Source organism: Nonomuraea sp. NPDC001699 (genome assembly GCF_053596455.1).
On sequence record NZ_JBSFGF010000011.1, the window covers coordinates 272779 to 297228 of the forward strand.

Genomic DNA, 24450 nt, shown 5'->3' on the forward strand with positions numbered 1-24450 from the left:
GCATGGCCGACAAGACGATCACCCCGCCACGTCACGATCCCAAAGTGATCACGGCGCTGCGCCGGTTCGCGATCTCGATCACGATCTTCAACATCCTCGGCTACACCGTGCTGGGGTTCGAGCAGCCGTGGTCGTGGCCGTTCGTGGCGCTGGCCACCGGCTACACCGTGGAGATCATCCTTGAGGTGATCGGCGCCCGCCAGGAGGGCCGCGCGCCGCGCTTCCTCGGCAACGGGCCGCGCGGGCTGATGGAGTTCCTGTATCCCGCGCACATCACCTCCATCGCGCTCAACATGCTGATCTACGTCAACGACCAGGTGCTGGTCATGATGTTCGGCGTCACCGTCGCCGTGGGCGCCAAGTGGGTGCTCAAGGCGCCGGTGCGCGGGCGGATGCGGCACTTCATGAACCCGTCCAACTTCGGCATCGCGATCATCCTGCTGCTGCTGCCGTGGGCCAGCATCGCGCCGCCGTACCACTTCACCGAGAAGGTCGACAACCCGATCGACTGGATCATCCCGGGGATCATCATCATCGGCGGCACGATGATCAACGGCAAGCTGACCGGCCGCATGTGGCTGATCGGCGGGTGGGTGGGCGTCTTCGCCCTCCAGGCCGTGGTGCGCGGGCTGATCATCGACGACATCTCCATCCTCGGCGGGCTGTCGATGATGACCGGGGTGGCGTTCATCCTGTTCACCAACTACATGATCACCGACCCGGGCACGAGCCCGTCCAGACCGCTGTCCCAGGTCGCCTTCGGCGGCGGCGTCGCCGTGGTGTACGGCCTGCTCATGGGGATGAACATCCCGTACGGGATCTTCTTCGCCACGGCGGCGGTCTGCCTGATCCGCGGCGGCTTCCTGTGGGCGCTGCACATCGTGAACAAGGCGCGCGAGCTCGACGCCGCCAGGGTCAGCGCAGCCGCCGCCCAGGCGCTGCAGCACGCGCGGGAAGAGGTCGCGAAGGCATGACGAGGATCGCGATCGTCGGCATGGCCTGCCGGTACCCTGACGCCGCCTCGCCCAGGGAGCTGTGGGAGAACGCGGTGGCCGGCCGCCGCGCCTTCCGCCGGCTCCCGGACGAGCGCATGCGGCTGGAGGACTACTGGGACCCCGATCCCGCAGCGCCGGACCGCTTCTACGCCAAGACCGCCGCGGTCATCGAGGGCTACGCCTTCGACCGGGTGGCACACAAGATCGCCGGCAGCACGTACCGGTCGACCGACCTGGCCCACTGGCTGGCCCTCGACATGGCCGGCCGGGCCCTGGCCGACGCCGGGTTCGCCGACGGCGAGGGGCTGCCGCGCGAGCGCACCGGCGTCGTCGTGGGCAACACGCTCACCGGCGAGTTCACCCGGGCCAACGTGCTGCGGCTGCGCTGGCCGTACGTGCGGCGCACCCTCGCCGCGGCCCTGAAGGACCAGGGCTGGGACGACGAGCGCCTGGCCGCGTTCCTGGCCGACTACGAGGAGTCCTACAAGAGCCCCTTCCCGCCGGTGGACGAGGACACCCTGGCCGGCGGCCTGTCCAACACGATCGCCGGGCGCATCTGCAACCACTTCGACCTCAACGGCGGCGGCTACACCGTGGACGGGGCCTGCTCCTCGTCCCTGCTGTCGGTGGTGACGGCCGGCAAGGCGCTGACCGACCGCGACGTGGACGTGGCCCTCGCGGGCGGCGTGGACCTGTCCATCGACCCGTTCGAGGTGATCGGGTTCGCCAAGACCGGCGCGCTGGCCAAGAGCGACTTCCGCCTGTACGACCGGCACTCCAACGGGTTCTGGCCCGGCGAGGGCTGCGGCATCGTCGTGCTGATGCGCGAGGAGGACGCGCTGGCCGCCGGGCGGCGGATCTACGCCACGATCGCCGGCTGGGGCGTCTCCTCCGACGGCAAGGGCGGGATCACCCGCCCGGAGGTGAGCGGTTACCTGCTGGCGATGCGCCGCGCCTACGACAAGGCCGGGTTCGGCCCCGAGACCGTCGAGCTGTTCGAGGGCCACGGGACGGGCACGGCGCTCGGCGACGCGACCGAGCTGACGGCGCTGTCGCGGGCCAGGGAGTCGGCCGCGCGGCCGGCCGCAGTCGGCTCGATCAAGGGCATGATCGGCCACGCCAAGGCGGCCGCGGGCGTGGCGGGCCTGATCAAGGCGGCCATGGCCGTGCACGAGCAGGTGCTGCCGCCGACCATCGGCTGCGTCGACCCGCACCAGGTGCTCACCGACGAGGGCGCCACGCTGCGGGTGCTGCGCACGGCCGAGCCGTGGCCGCAGGGCGCGCCGCTGCGCGCCGCGGTGACCGCCATGGGCTTCGGCGGCATCAACACGCACGTGGTGCTGGAGAACACCGGCCCGCGGCGGCGGGCGTCCAGCCGCGTCAAGGCGCTGGCCGCCGCCGCGCAGGACGCCGAGCTGTTCCTGCTGGACGGCGGCTCCTGGGACGAGCTGCGCGGCCTGGTGTCGGAGCTGCTCGCCTTCGTGCCCAAGGTGTCCTACGGCCAGCTCGCCGACCTGGCCGCCACACTGCGCGGGCGGCTGCGCGGCCTGCCGTGCCGGGCGGCCGTCGTGGTCTCCTCGCCCGACGACGCCGTACGGCAGCTCACCCGCGTGCTGACGGTGCTGGAGTCCGGCGAGAACACCCTGTCCACCCCCGACGGCAAGGCGTTCGCGGGCCGCGCCTCGGCCCGGCCGAGGATCGGCTTCCTCTTCCCCGGGCAGGGCTCGGGCCGCGGCACCGACGGCGGCGCGCTGGCCAGGCGCTTCCCCGACGTCGCCGAGGTGTACGCCACCGCCGCCCTGCCCGCCGACGGCGACATGGCGGCCACCGAGATCGCCCAGCCGCGCATCGTCACCGGCTCGATGGCGGGCCTGCGGGCGCTGTCGCTGCTCGGCATCGAGGCGGACGCGGCCGTCGGGCACAGCCTGGGCGAGCTGTCGGCCCTGCACTGGGCGGGCGCGATGGACGAGGACGCGCTGCTGCGCGTGGCGACCAAGCGCGGCCGGGCGATGCGGGAGCGCGGCGAGCCGGGCACGATGGCCGGCGTGCGGGCCGCGCCGGAGAGCGTGCTGGAGCTGGCCGGCGACCTGCCGGTGGTGATCGCCGGGTACAACGGGCCGCTCCAGACCGTCGTCGCCGGGCCGGTGGCGGCGGTGGAGGAGGCCGGCCGCCTGGCCGAGCGGGCCGGCTTCACCTGGACCAGGCTGAACGTCTCGCACGCCTTCCACTCGCCCCTGGTCGCCCCGGCGGCCGAGGCGCTGGCCGGTTACCTGGCGGAGGAGCGGTTCGGGCCGGTCGCCCGCCGCGTCGTCTCCACCGTCACCGGCGGCGACCTGGCTCCCGGCACCGACGTCCCGGAGCTGCTGCACCGGCAGATCACCGCCCCCGTACGGTTCGCCCAGGCGCTGGGCTCGCTGGCCGCGGACGTGGACCTGCTGGTCGAGGTGGGCCCCGGCCGGGTGCTCAGCAGGCTGGCGGCCGAGCTGACCGACGTGCCGGCCGTCGCGCTGGACACCGACGGCGAGTCGCTGGCCGGGCTGCTCGGCGTGGCCGGCGCCGCGCACGTGGCGGGCGTGCCCGTCGCCTGCGAGGAGCTGTTCCACGGGCGCCTGGTCAAGCCGCTGGAGATCGGCGCGGTGTTCTCGTTCTTCACCAGCCCGGCCGAGCAGGCGCCGCAGGTGCGCGTCAAGGCCGCCGCCCCGCAGCCGGCGGAGCGGGCGGCCGAGCAGGGCGGCGGGACGGCGGCCAAGCCGGGCGAGTCGACGGTCGAGCTGCTGCGGCGGCTGGCCGCCGAACGCGCCGAGCTGCCGCTGGAGATGGTCACCGAGGACAGCAAGCCGCTGGACGAGCTGCACCTCAGCTCGGTCACCGTCATGCACATCATCGACCAGGCCACCCAGCATCTGGGCGTGCCCGCGGGCATGGCGCCGGCCAACGTCGCCACCGCGACGCTCCAGGAGCTGGGCGAGGCCCTGGACCGGCTGGCCGCGCAGCCGCGCGCCCAGTCGGCGCGGGGCGTGACGGGCGCGGCGCCGTGGGTGCGCCCGTTCGCCGTGGACCTGGACGAGCAGCCGCGGCCCCGGCGTACGGCCGAGGAGCGCGAGGGGTCGTGGCAGGTGTTCGCGCCCGCCGGTTCGCCCCTGGCGGGGCCGCTGCGCGAGGCACTCGAAGGGGAGAAGATCGGTTCCGGTGTCCTGGTGTGCCTACCCGCGCGGTGCGCGGCCGACGACCTGGAGCAGGCGCTGCTCGGCGCCAAGGCGGCCCTGGCCAGCGGGCCGGGCGCCCGGTTCGTCCTGGTCCAGCACGGCCGGGGCGCGGCGGGGCTGGCCAAGACGCTCCATCTGGAGAGCGGCGTGCCCACCACGGTCGTGCACCTGCCGCACGACGCGCCGCAGGCCGCCGCCTGGGTAGCCGCCGAGGCGGCCGCCACGGCGGCGTTCTGCGAGGTGCACTACGACGCCGACGGCACGCGGCGGGTGCCGACACTGCGCGCGCTGCCGTACCGGCAGGAGCGGACGGAGGAGCCGCTGACCGGCTCCGACGTGCTCCTGGTGACCGGCGGCGGCAAGGGCATCACCGCCGAGTGCGCCATGGCCATGGCGAGTGGGGCGGCCGGTGCGGCCAAGGTGGCCGTGCTCGGCCGCTCCGACCCCGCCCAGGACGAGGAGCTGGCCGCGAACCTGCGGCGCATGGCCGGGACCGGGCTCACCGTCCACTACGCCAGGGCCGACGTCACCGACGCCGCCCAGGTGCGGCGGGCCGTGGCCGAGGCCGAGCAGGCGCTCGGGCCGGTCACCGCCGTGCTGCACGGCGCCGGGCGCAACGAGCCCGAGGGCGTCGCCGGGCTGGACATGGACGCCTTCCGCCGCACGTTCGCCCCCAAGGTGGACGGTCTGCGCAACGTGCTGGAGGCGGTCGAGCCGGGACGGCTGCGGCTGCTGGTGACGTTTGGCAGCATCATCGGCCGGGCGGGCCTGCACGGCGAGGGCCACTACGCGACCGCCAACGAGTGGCTGGCCGACCTGACCCGCGAGGCGGGCGAGCGGCACCCGGGCTGCCGGGCGATCTGCATGGAGTGGTCGGTCTGGTCCGAGGTCGGCATGGGCGAGCGGCTGTCGGTCGTGGACCGGCTGGTCGAGCAGGGCATCACGCCGATCCCGGTGGACCGGGGCGTGGAGATCATGCGCCGCCTGGTGAGCGATCCCGACGCGCCCGGCGTGGTGGTGATCAGCGGGCGGACCGAGGGCATCCACACCGTGCGCCGCGAGGAGCCGGAGCTGCCGCTGCTGCGCTTCGTCGGCGCGCCGCTGGTCCGCTACCACGGCGTGGAGCTGGTCAGCGAGGTCGAGGTGAACGCCGGGACCGACCTGTACCTGGCCGATCACCTGCTGGACGGCAACCTGCTGTTCCCGGCGGTGTTCGGCCTGGAGGCCATGGCCCAGGTGGCGTACGCGGCCACCGGCCGTCCCGGGGCGCCCGTCGTCGAGCAGGCGGAGTTCGTCCGGCCGATCATCGTGCCGCCCGACGGGAGCACCACGCTCCGGGTGGCGGCGGCGGTCACCGGGCACGACACGGTCGCCGTGGCCATCCGCAGCCAGGAGACCGGCTTCGACGTCGACCATTTCACGGCCGTGCTGCGCCTGGACGCCGGGGCCGCGCCCGAGGGCCCGCCCGAGCAGGCCGGCGACGAGCTGCCGCCGGTCGCGCTGGACCCCGACACCCAGCTCTACGGCGAGGTGCTCTTCCAGGGCAGGCGTTTCCAGCGGCTGCGCCGCTACCACCGGGCCGCGGCCCGCGAGGTGGACGCCGACCTCCAGGTGGCGCAGGAGTGCGACTGGTTCGCCGGGTTCCTGCCCCCGGACCTGCTCCTGGGCGACCCCGGCATGCGGGACGCGCTGATGCACGGCAACCAGGTGTGCGTGCCCGACGCCACCCTGCTGCCGACCGGCATCGAACGTGTCCACCCGGCCGGGGCCGCGCTGTCCGGCGCGGACGAGGTGCGCTACTGCGCCTCCGAGCGGTCCAGGGACGGCGACGCCTACGTCTACGACGTCGCGGTGCGGACGAAGGACGGCGAGGTCGTCGAGCGCTGGGAGGGGCTGCGGCTGCAGGCCGTGCGGAAGAAGGGCGGGGCCGGTCCGTGGGCCGCGCCGCTGCTCGGCCCGTACCTGGAGCGCACGCTGGAGGACCTGACGGGCGCGCGGGTGGCGGTCGCCGTGGAGCCGGGCGAGGGCGCCGGCGACCTGGCCGCGGCCCGGCTGGCCGTGCCCGGTGCGGCGGGCGGTGTGGCCGGAAGTGCGGCGGAGGGTGTGCGCACGGTGTCGGCCGGCGTGCCCGGCCTGGCGGTGTGCGTGGCGGCCCCCGGGCCGGTGTCCTGCGCCGTCGAGACCGTCACCCCCACCGACCCTGGTGACGATCGGGACGGCGGCCGGGACACGCTCGCCGGTGAGATCGCCGCGGCCTGCGGGGACGACGCGGGCACCGCCCGCGCCCGCATCCGCGCCGCGCTCACCTGCCTGCGGACCACCGACCCCGCCGGAACGGCGGCGGGGACGGCGGACGGGACGGACGTGCCGCTCGCGGTGGACACGGCCGGGTCCGACGGCTGGGTGGTCCTGACCGGCGGCGGCGTGACCGTGGCCACGCTCGCCACCCGGGTGAACGGCCTGCCCGCCCCCGTCGTCGTCGCGATCCTCACCGAAGGGCGGTCCTAGCCCATGGGCACCTACTACGAGTACCTGCACACGGTCGGCTTCGAGGAGACCAACCTCGTCGGCAACGTCTACTACGTCAACTACCTGCGCTGGCAGGGACGCTGCCGCGAGATGTTCCTCATGGAACGGGCCCGCGACGTGCTCGACGACCTGCAGGACGACCTCAAGCTGTTCACGCTCAAGGTCGACTGCGAGTTCTTCGCGGAGATCACGGCCTTCGACCAGCTGTCCATCAGGATGCGCCTGATCGAGCTGGCGCAGACGCAGATCGAGTTCGGCTTCGACTACGTCCGGGTCACCCCGGGCGCGCCCGAGGTCCTCGTCGCCCGCGGCAGGCAGCGGGTGGCCTGCATGCGGGGGCCGAACACCAAGACCGCGCCGGCGAGGGTGCCCGAGCCCCTGGTCAGGGCGCTCGAACCGTACCTGGCCTAGAACCCGGACCCAGGAGGTCACCGTGCAACTCCACTCATCGGCCCCGGCGCCGCGGATCGCGGACGTCAAGGCGCTGCGCGACGCGTTCGGGGCGTTCGCCACCGGCGTCACCGTGATCACCACGGGCGGCGAGGTCCCCCACGCCATGACCGCCAACTCCTTCACCTCGGTCTCGCTCGACCCGCCGCTGCTGCTGGTGTGCGTCGGCAAGGGCGCCGTGATGCACCAGTGCATCTCCGCGGCGACGTCGTTCGGGGTGTCGGTGCTGGCCGGGCACCAGGAGGCCGAGGCGCGGCACTTCGCCGACCGCTACCGGCCGCTCGGCCTGGCCCAGTTCGCCGACGTCGAGGTGACGCCGGGTGAGGTCACCGGGGTGCCGCTCATCGCGGGCGCGGCGGCCCGCTTCGAGTGCCGGGTCTGGCGCGCCTACGACGGCGGCGATCACACGATCATCGTCGGCGAGGTGCTGTCCGTGGGCCGGCGGGACGACTGCGACGGCCTGCTGGTCCACCGGGGCCGCTTCGGGGAGACCTCCCCGGCCCCGCTGAAGGTGTCGGCGTGACCGCGCTGGGCACCCGCCCGGTGGCGCCGGGCGGCGTGCCGCCCGGCCCGCCGCCCTGGGCGGCGCCCGTGCTGTACCGGCGGCTGGTCACCGACCGTCTCGCGCTGCTGTCCAAGGCGACCGCCCGGTACGGCGACGCAGTACGCATGACGATCGGCCCGAAGGCCATCTACCTGTTCAACCATCCCGACCACGCCAAGCACGTCCTGGCCGACAACAGCGGCAACTACCGCAAGGGCATCGGCCTGGACGAGGCCCGTCGGGTGATCGGCGACGGCCTGCTGACCAGCGACGGCGATCGCTGGCGGCAGCAGCGCAGGACCATCCAGCCGCTGTTCCAGAACAAGCGGCTGGCCCAGCAGGACACCGTGCTGGCCGAGGAGGCCGGCCGCCTGGTCGAGCGGCTGCGGGCCCGGGTGGGCGGCGGGCCCGTGGACGTGGCCGGGGAGATGACCGGGCTGGCGCTCGGCGTGCTCGGCCGCACCCTGCTGGAGGCCGACCTCGGCGCGCACGACTCCATCGGGCACGCCTTCGAGGGCGTCCAGGACCAGGCCATGTTCGAGATGGTCACGCTGGCCATGGTGCCGTTGTGGCTGCCGCTGCCGCTGCACCTGCGCTTCCGGCGGTCCCGGCGGGAGCTGTACCGGGTCGTGGACCTGCTGGTGGCCGAGCGGCTGGCGAACCCGACCGGCGGCGGCGACCTGCTGTCGCTGCTGATCGGGTCCACCCGGCTGCGGGAGGACCCGGCCGGCCGGCAGCGGCTGCGGGAGGAACTGGTCACGGTGCTGCTGGCCGGGCACGAGACCACCGCCAGCACGCTGTCATGGGCCTTCCACCTGCTGGACCGGCATCCGGAGGTGCGCGAGCGGGTGCGGGCGGAGGCCGTCTCGGTGCTGGGCGACCGGCCGCCGACCTACGAGGACCTGCGCAGGCTCACGTACACGGCGGCGGTGCTGGAGGAGGTCATGCGGCTGTACCCGCCGGTGTGGGCGCTGACGCGGGTGGCGCGGGAGGCCGACGAGGTCGGCGGCTACCGGGTCCCGGCCGGGGCGGACGTGCTCATCAGCCCGTACACGCTGCACCGGCATCCGGCGTACTGGCGGGATCCGGACGCGTTCCGTCCCGAGCGGTTCGAGCCGGGCGCGCCCGCCGACCGGCCGCGGTACGCCTACATCCCCTTCGGCGCGGGCCCGCGCTTCTGCGTGGGCAACCACCTGGGGATGATGGAGGCCACGTTCGTGCTGGCCATGGTCACCCGCGAGCTGCGGCTGACCGGGCTGCCCGGACGGCGGGCGGTCCCGGAGGCCATGCTGTCGCTGCGGGTGCGCGGCGGGCTGCCGATGACGGTGAGCCCGGCCTAGGGAACGAGCCGGAGAACACGAACGAGCCGGAGAACACGGAGGGGCCCGCGGACCATCGTCCGCGGGCCCCTCCGGGTGTGCCGTCCCTTCTGTCAGGTGTGGGTGTCGGTCCAGGCCAGCAGGTCGCGCAGGGCGAGCAGGACGGGCGGGTCGAGCACGCTCATGGGACGCAACCGCAGGTCGGCGCGCTCGGCCCCACCGCCCCCCACCTCGATCGGCCCGATCCGGGCGATGCACGTCGCGGCGTCACCCTGGGGCGGGTGGTGCACGGCGTCCTCGCGGGACTCCGCCACGGACTGGGCGATCAGGTACCAGGTGCCCTTGGGCACGTTCTCCAGCACGTACGGGCCGGGCCGGCCGATCAGGGTGAAGCTCGCCGGCCTGCCCTCCAGGATCTGGCCGGGGAACACGCCGGCGAACACCGGCCGGTCGGCCAGGGGCGAGGTCACGACGCCGTGCAGGGTCGCCGCCGGGCCGCCGAACGCGCGGTCACCGCCGGTCAGGTCCTCCGCCGTGACGCTCATGACCTGCCGGTACCTGCTCGGCGACAGTCCCACGCTGTGGGTGAAGCGCGAGCTGAAGGTGCCCACGCTGGAGTAGCCGACCTGGTGGCTGATGTGCGTGATGCTGAGCGAGGTCGACACGAGCAGGCGCTTGGCCTCGCGCAGCCGCACCGCGGACAGGAACCGTCCAGGGGACAGCCCGGTCACGCGCTGGAAGACACGCGAGAAGTGGAACTTGCTGAACATCGCGGTGCGCGCCATGTCGTCAATGGTGAGCTGCTCGCCGTGGTTCTCCTGCATGCTCTCGATGACCCGCAGGACCGCTCGTTCGATGACGTCGTCCATATGGTCTCCCGGAACCCGGAAGCCGTCGGGGGCGCGTCCCCTGTCGATTCTCCGGGTGGAGAATTCCCGGGGGGCGCGATTCCTCGGCGCTCCGGATGCATTGCCTTTCGGTTGCCACCTGGTACACGCTCCCGGGCGGGCAGTACGCTGCATGACAAATCGCCCTTTTTTGGGAAATTTTCGGAAATCTCGGCAATTTATTTGAGAATGCGGTTTATCTAGCCCATTCGCGGCGGGGGGCCGGCAGCAGTTGCCGCAGCAGCCGTCCGTCGCGGTGGTGCGGGCGCCGCTCGTGCGGGTAGCCGAGCGAGACCTCCTCGAAGCGCACCCCGTCATGCCAGCTCGTGCCCGGGATGTGCAGGTGGCCGTAGACGACCGCGGCGGCGCGGAAGCGCAGGTGCCAGTCGGCCGTCTGCTCGGTGCCGCACCACTGCGCCAGCGCCTGGTGCCGCAGGACGCGGGTGGGGGCGCGCAGCAGCGGGAAGTGGTTGACCAGGACCGTGGGCAGGCCGGGGTCGAGCGACTCCAGCCGCAGCTCGCTCTCGCGCACCCGGGCCCGGCACCACGCCTGCCTGCTGGGGTAGGGCTCGGGATGCAGCAGGAACTCGTCCCTGCACACCACCCCCTGTTCGCGGGCCAGGCCGAGCGCCTGCTCCCGGGTGGTGCCGGGCGCGCGGAAGCTGTAGTCGTACAGCAGGAACAGGGGGACGACGGCCACCGGGCCGCCCTCCCCCGTCCAGACCGCGTACGGGTCCTCAGGCGTGAGCACGCCGAGGCGCCGGCAGACCTGCACCAGGCGCCGGTAGCGCTCCTCGCCGCGCGGGCCGGGGTCGCCGGGCGGGGTCCACAGCTCGTGGTTGCCCGGCGCCCACACCACCCTGGCGAAGCGCTCGCGCAGCAGGCCGAGCGTCTCCTCGAACGCGTCCAGCCGCTCGGCGACGTCCCCCGCCACCAGCAGCCAGTCGTCCGCGGTGCGCGGGCGCAGCTCCTCGACGGCCGCCCTGTTCTCGGGAAACCCGACATGGAGGTCGCTGATCGCCAGCAATGCCGCACCGGAGGCGCTCACGCCGCGAGCGTATGTGCGCGGGAACGCGCCGGGAGCGCCGCGAGAAGAAAACAGGGGTCACCGGCGGTCGAATAGGGGGTGGCCGCGACGCCTTTGTGGATAAGGGCGCGAGGACGTCCGTTAGGGGTTGTTGCGGCGGACCGCGCATTCAATTCTGAGCATGCCGAAGAAAGCGGGAATTGCACGGCCGTGTTCCGGGGGTGAAGGTGATGGCCGAGGTACGGGGGCAGGAATTCGCCAATTTCGCGCGGGAGGCCAGGCCGATGTTGCGCCGGGTCGCCTTCCGGCTTTCCGATGACTGGCACGAGGCCGACGACCTCGTCCAGCGCACACTGCTGGCACTGCACCGGCACTGGGACGACCTCGACCGGCGCGACCGGGCCGAGGCGTACGCGCGGCAGATCATGCGGCGACTGCTCATCAGCGACCGCAGGGCGCTGCGCTGGTCGCGGGAGGTGCTCAGCGGGGCGCCGCCCGACGCGGCCGCCGCCCTGGACCCCTACGACCTGGTGGGCGAGCGCATCGTGCTGATGGACGCGCTGTCCAGGCTGGGGCCGCGGCAGCGGGCGACGATCTTCTTCCGGTTCTGGGAGGGCCGCAGTGCGGAGGACACGGCCCAGGTCATGGGCAACGAGTCCTCCACAGTCCGCAGCCAGACCGTCAGGGCGCTGAGCACGCTGCGGGCCGCGCTGGCGCGCACCGACACCACCGACCGTACCGACCGAAAGCCGACCTGAACGAGGGAGTACCCATGGGTCCACTGCTCTACGAGACGAGGGTGGAGACGCTGGAGGCGCTCGCGGACACCATCGTGCCCGGGGCCAAGCGCGGTCCGGACGACCGGGCGGTGGCCGGCCTGAGCCCGACGGGCGGCGCGGTCGCGGCCGGCGCCGTCGAGCTGCTGGAATGGGACGCCACTGGCGTTTCAGGAAGCCTGGACGACTACGCCCGCTCGCTGAACGAGCACGCCCGCGCCCACGCCGACCAGCACGGCATCGTGCTGGAGGAGGGCGTCCCGGCGTTCGTGGCCCTGCCGTTCGAGGAGCGCGGCGCGCTGGTGCGCACGCTGACCGCGCCCGGCCACCCGGAGAAGGCGCTGTGGGTGCTGCTGGTGCTGTTCTGCTACATGGCCTACGACTCCGCCGCCCACCTGCACACCGTCGACGCCCTCAGGGCCGGGCATCCCGGCCTGACCGCGATGGGCATCGCCCCGCCGGACGCGGACGGGCTGTGGCGCTTCCCCGCCTACTCCTACGGCCGTCCCCTCGCCGACCTCCACCCGGACACGACAGCTTCAGGGAGCCCCGCATGAACGGCGTCGAACGCACCGACGTGCTGGTGATCGGCAGCGGCTTCGGCGGCGCGATCCCCGCCTACCACCTGGCCGCGGGCGGCGCCGACGTGGTCATGCTGGAGCGCGGGCCGTGGCTGGAGTCCGCCGAGTACGAGCACGACTTCAAGCTGGGCTCCTCCTACACCCGCATCTTCGACTTCACCGTCGGCGACGGCATGAGCGTGCTGGGCGGCAACTGCGTGGGCGGCGGCAGCGTGGTCTACTTCGCGGCCATGCCGCGCGCGCCGCGCTTCGTCTTCGAGCGCCGCGGCAGCATCAACCGCCGCATGTGGCCGGCCGCGATCAGCCGCGACACCCTCGACCCCTGGTACGACCGGGTCGCCGAGTCCATCTCCATCACCCAGCAGGGCTGGGAGGACGTGTCCTACTCCGGCGGCCTGTGGGCGGCCGCCTGCCGGCACGCGGGCCGCACCGCCAACCCCGTGCCCGCCGCCGTGGACACCGCGGCCTGCGTCAACTGCAACTGGATGATGGCCGGCTGCCGGTTCGACGCCAAGCAGTCGCTGCTGGCCAACTACCTGCCGGCGGCGCTCGCGCACGGCGCCAGGATCAGGCCGCTGCACGAGGTGCAGAGCATCGAGCGGACGTCCGACGGCTCCTACCGGGTGCACTACAAGATCGTCCATGGCGAGGACTACCGCCTGACCGAGGGCGAGGGCACGATCGAGGCCAAGGTGGTGGTCGTGGCCGCCGGGGCCGCGGCCACGCCGGTCATCCTCCAGCGCAGCGAGGCCGCGCTCGGCGCGATGCCGCACGCCGTGGGCCGCTACTTCTCCGGCAACGGCGAGCGGCTCAACACCGCCGTGCTGAACGAGGAGCGCGTGCGCGAGGTGCTGGGGCTGGAGCGGGGCGACGGCCTGGCGTACGCGGCCAACCAGATCGGCAAGGGCCCGACGGTGGCCAACTGGGACCGGCTGGACGGCTCGCTGCCCGAGTACACCCGCTACTCGCTGGAGCAGCTCTACTTCCCGCCCGGCCTCGGGACCATCCTCGCGCTGGCCGGCGGGACGGACCCGACGTGGTTCGGGCTGCGCAAGAAGGAGATGCTGGAGCGCTGGCGGTCCTGGCTGATCATCTTCCAGATGATCGAGGACGACAACGAGGGCGTCTTCGGGCCGCCGCCCGCGCGCGGCAACTCCGACCGGGTCTCCCAGCAGATGCTGGGCGTGGGGCGGCTGTCGTACAAGCCGACCGCGAACACCTCGGCGGCCTGGGCGATGGCCGACGCCGAGTGCAAGGAGATCCTGGAGCGCGACGGGCTGGCCACGGTGACGCCGTGGACGAACGACCTCGTGGGCGCGTACACGGTGCATCCGCTGGCCTCGTGCCGGATCGGCGACGACCCGTACACCTCGGCGCTGGACGACGGGCACGAGCTGCGCGGCCACCCGGGGATCTTCGTCACGGACGGCTCGGCCGTGCCGGGCGCGCTGACCGTCAACCCGGCGATGACCATCTCGGCGCTGGCCGAGCGGGCGGTGCCGGGGATCGTCAGGGCGGCGCGGGAGCGGGGCGTGGAGGTCTCCTACGGCGCGCCCGCGCCGGACGGCTCGACCGCCGGCCGCCGCGGCACCGCGTCGCTGGCCGCCGCCGCGCTGCGCGGGTAGGGCGCCCGCGATGGGCCGGCTGCTCAGCCGGATGACGGCGCCCGGCGCGCTCGCCCAGGTGCGGCACGTCCGCCCGGTGCGCCCCGGAGCCGCCCGCGGCCTGGTGGCCCGGGTGTACGAGCAGGTCGAGCGGGACTTCGGCATGCTCGCGCCGCCCGTGGCCGTGCACTCCCCCGCGCCGCGCGCCCTGGCGGCGTGCTGGCTGATGCTGCGCGAGTCGCTGCTCGCCGCCGGCGCGGCCGGCCGGGTGGCCGGGGAGCTGGTGGCGAGGGAGGTCTCGGCGGGGAACGCGTGCCCGTACTGCGTGGACGTGCACGGCGCGACCCTGCGCGCGCTGGCCCCCGCCGATCCCCGGCTGCGGCCGCTGGCCGCCTGGGCCAGGGCGAGCGCCTCCCCCGAGGCCGGCGGCCCGCCGGTCACCGGGGAGGCCGCCGTGGAGCTCGTCGCGGTCGCGGTGACCTTCCAGTACCTCAACCGCGTGGTCAACGTGTTCCTGGGCGACTCGCCGCTGCCGCCGGAGCTGCCGGCCGGGGCGCGCGGGCCCGCGCTGCGCGTGTTCGGCGCGCTCATGCGGCCGGCCGCGCGGCGGGCCGCGACGCCCGGCGGCTCGCTCGGCCTGCTGCCCGCCGCGCCGTTGCCGGACGACCTGGCCTGGGCGGGCGACGTCCCGCGGCTCGGCGAGGCGTTCGCCAGGGCCGCGGCGGCGATCGAGGAGGGCGGCGCGCGGCGGCTGCCCGTCCCGGTCCGCGAGCTGGTCGCCGAGCGGGTGTCCGACTGGGACGGCGTCCCGCCGGGCCCCGGCAACGGCTGGGCCGCGGAGGCCGCCGCCGCGCTGCCGCCCGCGCAGCGCCCGGCCGCCCGGCTCGCGCTGCTGACCGCGCTGGCCTCCCACCAGGTAGACCGGCGGGTGGTCGACGAGTTCCGGGCCGCGCCGCCGGACTCGGCCGCGCCCGCCGGGGCCGCGCTCGTCGAGGTCGTCTCCTGGGCGGCCATGACCGCCGCCCGCCGGACCGGCGCCTGGTGCGCCCCGCCCGCCGCCCGGCCCGGCACCCCGCTTCCGACCGTATCGACAGCCGACTGAAAGGAACGAGGACGTGACCGAGCTAGAGGTAGTGCTCGACGACCTGGCGGCCGACGGCGACCAGCTCGACGCGCTGGTGTCGGGCCTGGACGCCCAGCAGTGGAAGCTGCCCACCCCCGCGCCCGGCTGGACGATCTCCGACCAGATCGCCCACCTGGCCTTCATCTTCCGGCTGGCCACCGCCGCCGCCACCGACGCCGAGGCGTTCAAGGCCATGACGGCCGGCGCGGAGAAGAACTTCGACGGCGCGGTGAACGCCGCGCTCAAGGCGTTCGAGAACGACTCGCCGGACACGCTGCTGGCCAAGTGGCGGGCCGGACGGTCGGAGGTGCACGCGGGTCTGGCCGCCGTGCCCGCGGGCCAGGTCGTGCCGTGGCTGGTCAACCCGCTGCCGCCGATCGTGCTGGCGTGCGCGGGCATCATGGAGACCTTCGCGCACGGGCAGGACGTCGCCGACGCGCTCGGCGTCCGGCTGGAGCGCACCGACCGGCTCCGGCACCTGGTCGTCTTCGCCGTGCTCACCCGGGACTTCGGCTACCTGTCGCGCGGGCTGACCCCGCCGGCCGAGGAGTTCCGCTTCGAGATCACCGGCCCCTCCGGCGAGGTGTGGGCCTACGGCCCCGAGGACGCCGCCCAGCGGGTCAGCGGCCCGGCCGAGGACTTCTGCCTGCTGGTGACCAGGCGGCGGCACCGCGCCGACCTGGTGGTCACGGCGACCGGCGCCGAGGCCGACCGCTGGCTGGACCTCGCGCAGGCCTACCGCGGGCCGGCGGGCGCCGGCCGGCGTCCCGGCCAGTTCGCCCGCGCCGGCGTCTGAGCAGGGCTTCCCGAACCGCGGGCGCGCCCGTCCGGAACTCCCCCAGTCCCGGGCGCGCCCGCTTCTCACGCCCCGACCTCCAGCGCGCGGCGGTCCACCTTGCCCGAGGCCGTCTGCGGCAGGCGCTCCACGAACGTGATCTTCCGGGGGAACTTCTGGGCGGCCAGCCGGGCCCGGACGAACGCCTTCAGCTCGGCCGCCTCCACCTCCGCCGACGCCACCACGTACGCGTGCGGCCGGGTCAGCCCGCGCAGCCGGTACCCGACGACCGCGCACTCGACCACGGCCGGGTGCTCGCGCAGGCAGTTCTCGATCTCGGCGGGCGCGACCCAGGACCCGCCGACCTTCAGCAGGTCGTCGGCCCGTCCCTGGTAGCGGAAGTAGCCGTCGGCGTCCCTGGTGACCAGGTCGCCCGAGCGCACGGTCCGCTCGCCCACGAACGTCCGGGCGGTCCGCTCCGCGTCCTGCCAGTACTCCAGCGCGACGGCGTCGCCGCTGACCTCCAGCCGTCCGGTGCCGCCGTCGGGGACCTCCCGCCCGTCGGGGTCCACGACGCGGGCGCGGTAGCCGGGGACGACCTGGCCGAGCGTGCCGGGCCGCACCCGTCCCGGGCGGTTGGACAGGAAGATGTGGTACGCCTCGGAGGAGCCGAGCCCGTCCACGACCTCCACGCCGAAGGTGTCGCTCCAGCGGCGGTGCAGTTCGGGCGGCAGTGCCTCGCCCGCCGACGTGCACAGCCGCAGGCTGCTCAGGTCCTGCCGGGCGGCGTCGGGGTGGGCCAGCATGGCGCTCATCATCGTGGGCACGTTCACCAGGACCGTGGGCCGGTGCTCGGCGATCAGCTCGAAGATCGTCTCGACCCGGCTGCGCTCGGGGAAGATCACGCCGGTCGCGCCGACGCCGAAGGGGAACAGGGCGGTCAGGTCGCGGGCGTAGCCGAAGAACAACTTGGGCACGGGCAGGACCACGTCGTCCGGGCGCAGGTCCAGCACGCCGCGGGCGTAGGAGTCGAAGCTGACGTGCGGGCTCCTGGCGGGCAGCACGCAGGCGCGCGGCGCGCCGGTGCTGCCGGTGGTGAACTTCCACAGCGCCACGTCCTCGGCGGCGACCGGCACCGCGTCCAGCCGGGCCTCCTGCGCGGCGACCAGGGTGTCGAAGTGGTGCTCGCCGGGGCGCAGCAGGTGGCGCGGCACGCCGGTGACGAGCAGGCCGGTCAGCCCCGCCGCGCGCAGGCTCTCCAGCGCGGACGGCCCCGCCACCACCAGCCGCGGACGGGCGTAGCCGGCGAAGTAGCGGTAGTCCTTGGGCCGCAGGAACGTGTAGACCTCGGCGGTGACCGCGCCGATCTTCTGGGCGCCGTACCAGGTGGCGACCGACTCCACGCTGTCGTCGGCGGCGATGAGCACCCGGTCGCCCCGGCGTACGCCGAGCTCGCGCAGCGCGTTGCCGGCGCGGTCGGCCAGGGCGCGCAGCGTGGCGTAGTCCACGCGGCCCTGGCGGGTGACGAGCGCGGTCCTGGCGCCGTCGGCGCGGTCGAGGAATCGTGCGGCGATGTTGAAAGAGTCCATGACAGGCCTTCTCGCTGCTCTGCTCGCGGGCTGGTTGCGTCTTCCACGGTGCCGGGTGAGCGAGGCGCGCAGGGGGTCCGGCGGCGTCAGCAAGCTGGCAGACGTGGCAGCTTGCTGACGGTTTCTCCCGGATTGCGGGATGGCTGCCGGAGCGTTGACGGGCTCGTCCGGCCACGCGTGTACTGATGGTGCGGCGGCCGCGACGGCCGTCGCGCTGCGGAGGAGAAGCGATGGCATCCACGCCCGCGGGCTCGTGGCCGGTGACGGAGACGACCGGTGAGGCGACCGGTGAGACGGCCGTTCCGATGGCCGACTCCCTAGGTGGCACCGTCCATCTGGCCTGTGCCGAATCGCCGCGGGACGAGCTGGCCGTCATCGTCGCCGGCTTCTCCGGCTACGAGGCCCAGAGCAGGGCGCGGGCCCTGGCGCGGCTCGCCGCCCTGCGCCGCCTGCGCCGGCTGCCCGGCGACGGGCGCCAGGCCGCGTGGACGGGGACGGAGCTGCGCCTGTCGGACTTCGTCGCCGACCCGCCCGCGAGCCTCAGGCGGCACGTGCCCGGCACCGGCCTGCTCAGCGGGCGGCGCTACCGGCTGCCCGTCGAGGTCGTGTGGACGGGCGGGCACGAATGCCTGGTCGAGCCGGCCACGAGCGGCGTGGTGGACAGCGGCGTGCCGGAGGCGATCGCCGAGGTGGTCGCCCACGACGTGGTGGCACGCTGGTGGGCCGCGCCGCGCGAGCCGCTGCTGCGGGTCTCCGGCGCTCTGGAGCGCCTGCTGCCTCCCGGCGTGACGGCCGCGGCCGCGGGGCTGGGGCTGCGGATGTCGGCGTTCGTGTTGTCGGTGCCCGATCTCCGGGTCGCCCTGGTGACCGTCGGCGGCGAGGGCGCGACGCTGGCCGCGGCGGCCGGCCGTACGGTGAAGTCGGCCGTGTGCGAGGCGTTCCTGCGCGCGATGGCGGCCAAGGCGCAGCCGTGGAGCACGCTGGAGCTGCCCGACTGCCTGCGCCGGTTCGCCGTGTGGGAGCGGGAGGCCGACTATGCCGCCCATCTGGAGCGGCTGGCCGTCGACGCCGATCCCCGGCTGGTCGACGAGGTGAGCGGGCTGCGTCCGTCCGGCTGGCCGGAGATCGCCGCGCGCCGGTTCGGGCACGAGCCCGTCGCCGTGCGGGCGGACGGCGACCGCGGCGAGGTGATCAAGGTGCTCTGCCCGGGGGCTCTGTGCTACCGGGCGGCGTCCGGGGCCACCGTGCTGCCCTGTCCCGTGCCCTGACCTCCGCCGGGAAAGCGCAACCTGCGAGGAGTGCCGGCCGCCTGGATTCCGATAATGGAACTGAAGCTCCGGCCGCCGACCCCCGGGAGGTGGGGCGTGGATCTGTCCGTCATTGGAGTCACCCCCGAAGCGGAGGCGGTCTACCGCTACTTCCTGCGCCATCGGGGCGAGAGCGTCGGCTCGGTGCCCGAGGCGCTCGACCTCGATCCCGAGACGGTGGAGTCGGCGGTGGAGACGCTCGACCGGCTCGCCATGCTCGACCTGAACGACCGCCACCGGGTCACCGCGACCGAGCCGCGGGTCGCCATCGAGCGCCTGGTCGAGCAGCGTCTGGAGGAGCTGAACGCGGAGATCCGCCGGGTGTTCGGCGCCCGCGACGCCATCTCCAGCTTCCTGGAGGACAAGCGGGAGGGCGACCGCTCCAATGCGGTGCTGGACATCGAGCGGGTCGAGAGCGGCGCGCGGGTCCGCCAGCGCCTGGACGACCTGGCCTTCTTCTCCTACAAGGAGACGCTCTGCCTGCACCCGGGCGGCCCGTTCAACGAGGTGATGATCGAGTCGGCGCTGCCGCTGGACACGCGGTCGCTGCGGCGCGGCCTGGCCCTGCGCGAGATCTTCCATCCCAAGGCGCTGGAGGACCAGCGCATGGTGTCCTACCTGCGCGAGCTGGCGCACCTGGGCGCCGAGATCCGCGTCACCGACCAGCCGATGGACCGCATGCTCATGTACGACCGCAGCGTGGCCGTCGTCCCGATCGACCCCAAGGCGCACTCCACGGGCGCGCTGCTGGTGCGCGAGCCCGGCCTGATCTCCCAGCTCGTCATCTACTTCGAGGGCCTGTGGAAGGCGGCCGTGCCGCTGGCCGACCACCTCGACCCGCCCGGCGAGGAGCCGACGCTGTCGAAGATGGAGCAGCGGGTGCTGGCGGTCATGGCCACGGCCGACAAGGACGAGATCGCCGCCCGCGAGCTGGACATATCGGTGCGCACGTACCGGCGTTACGTCGCCGACCTCATGGCCAGGCTCGGCGCGGTCAACCGCTTCCAGGCCGCGCTGCGCGCCAAGGAGGAGAACTGGATCTGATCCCGTTCTCCCCGTCGCCTCCGGCGACCTCGCCCCTCGGCAGGTGGCATCGTGTCCCGGATGATCGAGATACCGGAGGCGTTCGCGCGGGCCACCGTCGAGCGTGAGGGAGAGCCCGGAGCGGCGTGGCTGGCCGGACTGCCCGGCCTCGCCGGCGAGCTGCTGGACCGCTGGGGATGCGTGCCGGACGGCGAGGTCCTGCACGGAGGGGTCGGGATCGTCGTCCCGGTGCGACGGCGGGCCGAGGAGGCCGCCGTGCTGAAGGTGTCGTTCCCGCATCCCGGCAACGTCCACGAACCGGACGCGTTCGCGGCGTGGGGCGGGCGCGGCGCCGTTCTGCTGCACGAGCGCGACGACGCACGTTTCGCCATGCTGCTCGAACGGGTCCGGACGTGCACACTGGCGGAGGTCGAGGACGGCGACGAGGTCGTGGCGGTCGCCGGGCGGCTCGGTCGCCGGCTGGCCGTCCCCGCGCCGCCCGGTCTGCCCCGGCTTCGGGACCGGGCCGACGCCTGGGAGGAGGGGCTGCGCAGGGATGCCGAGGAGTTCACGCACGCGCCGCCGCGTCACGCGGTGGACGCCGCCGTGGCGACCGTCCAGGAGCTGGGCCGCGTCCAGCCGGACCTCCTCGTCCACGGCGACCTGCACGCCAGGAACGTGCTGCGGGCCGATTGTGAGCCCTGGCTGGCCGTCGACCCCAAGGGGTACGCGGGAGACCCCGCCTACGACGGCGGCACGCTGCTCAAGTCCCGCGCGCTCACGCTCCTCGAAGCGGACGACCTGGGCAAGGCGGTCCACCGCGTCCTGGACGTCTTCGCCGAGGCCGCGGAGGTCGATCGCGAGCGGGCCCGGCGCTGGGCCCAGTTCCACGCCGTCCAGGCCGCGTTCTGGGGGCGCCGCCACGGCTTCCGCATCGCCCGGGGCGGCGCCCGCCTGGACCGGCTGACCGAGTTCGCGGACCACCTGGCGGAGCTGCTCATGGAAGGCCGGTGACATCCGGCCTCCGCCGGATGGATCGGCTTCAGAAGTGGCGGGTCGGCGTCCGGCCGGTGGCGTGGGCCCGCGAGAACGACGAGAACCCCCGCGTCCCGGTCGCGGGGGTTCTCGTCGTTTACCCGGTCTTTTTCCTTCGGCAGACCTCCTCGGAGAAATGTACGGTCAATTCCTTTCCGGTGTCGGGGCTCTTTACGGCCAGGTGTTGCCCTGCGGGGAGGGAAGCGGGGTGGGAAGCGGCCAGGTGTTGCCGTCGGGGCCGGCCGGCGCGGGCCAGGTGTTGCCCTCGGCCTGCACCACGACCGTGTCAGCGGCGGCGGTGGCGGCCTGCGCGGCGGTGGCGCCCACGGCCCAGACGAGCATCCCGGAGACAATCGCGATAATCCACTGGGAAATCTTCTTGGCAACAATGTCGTTCGTCATTTCACTGCCTTTCTCTGCGGTCCGTCTCACTGTTTCCCTTGCACTTCCCACTTTGCGCGGCGGCGAGGCCGTGAACCAGGCTTCGGCGAGGCAGCAAGCTGCAGGGCGTTTCCGCTTCCTGCCACGTCCGGCGCGGTCAAGCACTGCAGGAGGTGACATGAACCGGTCATCGATCTTTAACTGGACGTACCGGAAGAGTCCGAGGAGGAAGCGATGACCATCTCCCCCGAGGTCCTCCAGGAAGCGCCGCCCTCGCCCATGGACCGCCTGCGCGAAGAACTCGCCGACGCGCGCGCGGACGTCGCGCGCGGCCGCCCGCAGGCCGTGGAGCGGCAGCACTCGCTCGGCAAGCGCACCGCGCGCGAACGGCTCGACCTGCTGCTGGACGAGGGCTCGTTCCTGGAGATCGAGATGTTCCGGCGGCACCGGGCCCAGGGGCTCGGCATGGAGGCCCAGCGGCCGCACACCGACGGCGTCGTGGCAGGATCCGGCACCATCGACGGCCGCCGCGTCTTCGTCTACGCCCAGGACTTCACCGTCTTCGGCGGCTCGCTCGGCGAGGCGCACGCGCAGAAGATCCACAAGGTGATGGACCTGGCGTTGTCCAGCGGGTCGCCGTTCATCGGGCTCAACGACAGCGGCGGGGCCCGCATCCAGGAGGGCGTGCTGTCGCTCAACGGCTACGGCGGCATCTTCCAGCGCAACGTGCAGGCCTCGGGCGTCATCCCGCAGATCGCCGTCGTGCTCGGGCCGTGCGCGGGCGGGGCGGCCTACTCGACGGCGCTGGCCGACTTCACGTTCATGGTGCGCGACACCGCCCAGCTCTACCTGACCGGCCCGGACGTGGTGGAGGCGGTCACCGGCGAGCGCATCACGCACGCCGAGCTGGGCGGCGCGCAGGTGCACGCCACCCGGTCGGGGCTGGCCACGTTCGTGCACGACGACGAGGAGAGCTGCCTGGCCGCGGTGCGCGACCTGGTCTCCATGCTGCCGGGCAACAACCTGAGCCGCCCGCCCGCGCTGCCCGCGCGCGGCGCGGCCGGCGACGCCCGGCCCCGGCTGGCCGAGATCGTGCCGGTGGAGCCGAACAAGCCCTACGACATGCGGCTGGTCATCGCCGAGGTGGTGGACGACGGCGACTACCTCGAACTGCACCAGAGCTGGGCGCCCAACGTGATCTGCGCGCTGGCCCGGATCGACGGCCAGGTCGTCGGCGTGGTGGGCAACCAGCCGACGGTCCTGGCCGGCGTCCTGGACGTGTCGGCCGCGGAGAAGGCGGCCAGGTTCGTCAGGTTCTGCGACGCCTTCTCCATCCCCCTGGTCACGCTCGTGGACGTGCCGGGCTTCCTGCCGGGCAAGGAGCAGGAGCACGCGGGCGTCATCCGGCACGGCGCCAAGCTGCTGTACGCCTACTGCGAGGCGACCGTGCCGCGCGTCCAGGTCATTGTCAGGAAGGCGTACGGCGGGGCGTACATCGTGATGGACTCCCGCTCGATCGGCACCGACCTGTCACTGGCCTGGCCGACCAACGAGATCGCGGTGATGGGCGCCGAGGGCGCGGTCAACATCATCCACCGCAAGGAGCTGGCCGCGGCGGCCGACCCCGCCGCCCGGCGGGCCGAGCTGCTGGAGCAGTACACCCGCGAGCTGGTGCATCCGGCGTACACGGCCGAGCGCGGCCTGGTCGACGCCGTGATCGACCCGGTGGAGACGAGGTCGGCGGTGGCGCGCGGCCTGGCCATGCTGCGCGACAAGCGCAAGCACGTGGCGCCCCGCAAACACGGCAACCTTCCCTTGTAGGGCTTCCCGTCAGTTCCCCTGGTCGGAGCAGGGGACGGGCGCGGCCGTCCGGGTGCGCGGGCCGGGAAGCCTGAGTGCGGCCAGGACGCCCGTCAGCATGACCGCGCCCAGGACGAGGACCGCCGCCCGCATCCCCTGGGCGGAGGCGTCCCGCAGGGCCTGCCCCGCGAGCCCTTCGATGCCGTGGTTGGCGACGGCCACCAGGACCGCCAGGCCCGCCGCGGTGCCCACCTGCAGCGCGGTGGAGGCCACCCCGGAGGCCAGGCCCTGTTCGTCCGCCGGGACGCCGGTGCCGGCCGCGATCCACATGGCCTCGTACGTGATGCCCATGCCCAGTCCGATGACGACGACCCCGGGCAGGACGGTGAGGAGCGAGCCGTCCCCCTGCATGCCGGGGGCCAGGAGCACGGCGCCCACGGCGTTGACGACGATGCCGGCGAGCAGCGTGCCGCGGGTGCCGAGCCCGTGGACCAGCCGCTCGCTGAGGAAGTTGCCGGCCGTGATCGACAGGGTCGGGCCGAGGAACGCGAGGCCGGTCTCCAGGGCGTTGAAGCCGAGGACGTCCTGGAGGTACAGGGTCAGGAAGTACGGCACGGCCTGCATCGTCAGGCCGAAGACGAGGATGACCACGACCGCGCCGCTGAGCGCGCGGTTGCGGAACAGCCGCAGCGGCATCAGCGGCGTCCGGCCGCGGGCCTGGACGCGCAGGAACACCGCCACCAGGGCCACCGCGAGCACGGCCGCCGCGACCGTCTCGGCCCGCGCCCAGCCCGCTTCCGAGCCGTGCGCGACCGCGAAGATCAGCAGCGTGATGCCGGCGGTGCCGGTGAGCGTTCCGGGCACGTCCACGCCGCCCCGGGTGGCGCGGCCGTCGGGGGGCAGCAGGGCGAAGGCGCCGACGACGCCCACGGCGGTCAGCGGGACGTTGACGTAGAACACGGCCTGCCAGCCCAGGGCCTGGGTGAGCACCCCGCCGGCCAGCGCGCCCGCGGTGAGCCCGCCGGCGCCCGCCATGGCCCAGACCGTCAGCGCGCGGTTGCGCTCCCTGCCCTCGGCGAAGGCGGTGTTGACCAGGGCCAGCACCGCCGGGAACAGCACCGCGCCGGCCAGGCCCTGCAGGGCGCGCCCGGCGAGCAGCGCCGCCGGCGCCGTGGCCAGGCCGCCCAGCAAGGAGGCCACGCCGTACAGCACCATGCCGAGCACGAACATCCGCCGGCGTCCGGCCAGGTCGGACAGGCGCCCGCCGAACAGCAGGAAACCTCCGTAGAGGACGGCGTACGCGGTGACCACCCATTGCAGGGTGTGCGGCGTGAAGCCGACATCGGAGGCGATGTCCGGCAGAGCCACATAGATGATGGTGAAGTCGAGACTGATGATCAGATGCCCCAGCGCGAGCAGCGCGAGGCTCCACCCCGGCCGCCGGATGCGGGCCGGGGAGCGGGTGATGGACATGGATGTGCCTTTCGTCCGTACGGGGT

Annotated in this window: 19 protein-coding genes; 14 read left to right on the forward strand and 5 right to left on the reverse strand. The window is 73.8% G+C overall.

Going from position 1 to position 24450, the window contains the following annotated elements:
• Nucleotides 1-2: 2 nt before the first annotated feature.
• Genes ACWCSU_RS30895 through ACWCSU_RS30915 form a run of 5 tightly spaced genes read left to right on the forward strand, consistent with a single transcriptional unit; the run spans nucleotide 3 to nucleotide 9064 of the window.
• Nucleotides 3-974 (forward strand): enediyne biosynthesis protein, encoded by a 972-nt coding sequence (locus ACWCSU_RS30895; protein ID WP_357696685.1) that lies wholly within the window; start codon nucleotides 3-5, stop codon nucleotides 972-974.
• On the forward strand, nucleotides 971-6709 hold the full coding sequence (locus ACWCSU_RS30900) for a type I polyketide synthase (protein ID WP_449939715.1): 5739 nt from the start codon (nucleotides 971-973) through the stop codon (nucleotides 6707-6709). The genes ACWCSU_RS30895 and ACWCSU_RS30900 overlap by 4 nt, the downstream gene beginning before the upstream one ends.
• 3 nt (nucleotides 6710-6712) lie before the next feature.
• Nucleotides 6713-7141, forward strand: coding sequence for an acyl-CoA thioesterase (locus ACWCSU_RS30905; protein WP_357696681.1), 429 nt, complete (start codon nucleotides 6713-6715; stop codon nucleotides 7139-7141).
• Nucleotides 7142-7163: 22 nt separating this feature from the next.
• Nucleotides 7164-7703, forward strand: coding sequence for a flavin reductase family protein (locus tag ACWCSU_RS30910; RefSeq protein ID WP_357696679.1), 540 nt, complete (start codon nucleotides 7164-7166; stop codon nucleotides 7701-7703).
• Nucleotides 7700-9064 (forward strand): cytochrome P450, encoded by a 1365-nt coding sequence (locus ACWCSU_RS30915; protein WP_357696677.1) that lies wholly within the window; start codon nucleotides 7700-7702, stop codon nucleotides 9062-9064. Before ACWCSU_RS30910 ends, ACWCSU_RS30915 begins: the two co-directional genes overlap by 4 nt.
• Before the next feature lie 92 nt (nucleotides 9065-9156).
• On the opposite strand, the gene ACWCSU_RS30920 is transcribed toward ACWCSU_RS30915, so the two are convergent.
• Together ACWCSU_RS30920 and ACWCSU_RS30925 are read right to left on the reverse strand one after the other, a co-directional pair.
• Nucleotides 9157-9912 carry an AraC family transcriptional regulator gene (locus ACWCSU_RS30920; RefSeq protein WP_357711032.1) on the reverse strand — a complete coding sequence of 252 codons (756 nt, stop codon included), beginning with the start codon at nucleotides 9910-9912 and terminating at the stop codon, nucleotides 9157-9159.
• A gap of 214 nt (nucleotides 9913-10126) precedes the next feature.
• Nucleotides 10127-10978: a metallophosphoesterase family protein gene (locus ACWCSU_RS30925; RefSeq protein WP_357711035.1), complete on the reverse strand. Its 852-nt coding sequence runs from the start codon at nucleotides 10976-10978 to the stop codon at nucleotides 10127-10129.
• Between the two features lie 209 nt (nucleotides 10979-11187).
• On the opposite strand from ACWCSU_RS30925, the gene ACWCSU_RS30930 reads away from it, so the two are divergent.
• The 5 genes from ACWCSU_RS30930 to ACWCSU_RS30950 are packed head-to-tail and all read left to right on the forward strand — an operon-like array spanning nucleotide 11188 to nucleotide 15837.
• The gene (locus tag ACWCSU_RS30930) at nucleotides 11188-11715 is read left to right on the forward strand and encodes a sigma-70 family RNA polymerase sigma factor (protein ID WP_357711038.1); all 528 of its coding nucleotides are present in this window, start codon (nucleotides 11188-11190) and stop codon (nucleotides 11713-11715) included.
• A 14-nt stretch (nucleotides 11716-11729) separates the two neighbouring features.
• Nucleotides 11730-12290 (forward strand): DUF5987 family protein, encoded by a 561-nt coding sequence (locus ACWCSU_RS30935; protein WP_357711041.1) that lies wholly within the window; start codon nucleotides 11730-11732, stop codon nucleotides 12288-12290.
• A complete protein-coding gene (locus ACWCSU_RS30940) occupies nucleotides 12287-13939 on the forward strand; it encodes an FAD-dependent oxidoreductase (protein WP_357711043.1) in 1653 nt (550 codons plus the stop codon). The genes ACWCSU_RS30935 and ACWCSU_RS30940 overlap by 4 nt, the downstream gene beginning before the upstream one ends.
• 10 nt (nucleotides 13940-13949) lie before the next feature.
• Nucleotides 13950-15020 carry a carboxymuconolactone decarboxylase family protein gene (locus ACWCSU_RS30945; protein ID WP_449939724.1) on the forward strand — a complete coding sequence of 357 codons (1071 nt, stop codon included), beginning with the start codon at nucleotides 13950-13952 and terminating at the stop codon, nucleotides 15018-15020.
• Nucleotides 15021-15033: 13 nt separating this feature from the next.
• Entirely contained in the window at nucleotides 15034-15837 is an 804-nt protein-coding gene (locus ACWCSU_RS30950) for a TIGR03084 family metal-binding protein (protein ID WP_449939727.1), read from the forward strand.
• Nucleotides 15838-15902: 65 nt separating this feature from the next.
• Here the strand turns inward: ACWCSU_RS30950 and ACWCSU_RS30955 are convergent, their stop codons facing one another.
• The gene (locus ACWCSU_RS30955; RefSeq protein ID WP_449939729.1) at nucleotides 15903-17405 is read right to left on the reverse strand and encodes a benzoate-CoA ligase family protein; all 1503 of its coding nucleotides are present in this window, start codon (nucleotides 17403-17405) and stop codon (nucleotides 15903-15905) included.
• Between the two features lie 230 nt (nucleotides 17406-17635).
• Here ACWCSU_RS30955 and ACWCSU_RS30960 point away from each other — a divergent pair, with 230 nt between their 5' ends.
• The 3 genes from ACWCSU_RS30960 (at nucleotide 17636) to ACWCSU_RS30970 (ending at nucleotide 20749) form a co-directional block, all read left to right on the forward strand.
• Nucleotides 17636-18673: a hypothetical protein gene (locus tag ACWCSU_RS30960; protein ID WP_449939731.1), complete on the forward strand. Its 1038-nt coding sequence runs from the start codon at nucleotides 17636-17638 to the stop codon at nucleotides 18671-18673.
• Between the two features lie 96 nt (nucleotides 18674-18769).
• Complete coding sequence (locus tag ACWCSU_RS30965; RefSeq protein WP_357709415.1) at nucleotides 18770-19756, forward strand: helix-turn-helix transcriptional regulator; 987 nt, start codon at nucleotides 18770-18772, stop codon at nucleotides 19754-19756.
• A gap of 60 nt (nucleotides 19757-19816) precedes the next feature.
• Entirely contained in the window at nucleotides 19817-20749 is a 933-nt protein-coding gene (locus ACWCSU_RS30970; RefSeq protein WP_449939733.1) for an aminoglycoside phosphotransferase family protein, read from the forward strand.
• A gap of 192 nt (nucleotides 20750-20941) precedes the next feature.
• On the opposite strand, the gene ACWCSU_RS30975 is transcribed toward ACWCSU_RS30970, so the two are convergent.
• Nucleotides 20942-21112, reverse strand: a complete 171-nt coding sequence (locus ACWCSU_RS30975; RefSeq protein ID WP_449939735.1) for a hypothetical protein — start codon at nucleotides 21110-21112, stop codon at nucleotides 20942-20944.
• Between the two features lie 273 nt (nucleotides 21113-21385).
• On the opposite strand from ACWCSU_RS30975, the gene ACWCSU_RS30980 reads away from it, so the two are divergent.
• Nucleotides 21386-22972 (forward strand): acyl-CoA carboxylase subunit beta, encoded by a 1587-nt coding sequence (locus ACWCSU_RS30980; protein ID WP_449939738.1) that lies wholly within the window; start codon nucleotides 21386-21388, stop codon nucleotides 22970-22972.
• Between the two features lie 9 nt (nucleotides 22973-22981).
• Here the strand turns inward: ACWCSU_RS30980 and ACWCSU_RS30985 are convergent, their stop codons facing one another.
• Entirely contained in the window at nucleotides 22982-24424 is a 1443-nt protein-coding gene (locus ACWCSU_RS30985) for an MFS transporter (protein WP_449939740.1), read from the reverse strand.
• Nucleotides 24425-24450: the final 26 nt, after the last annotated feature.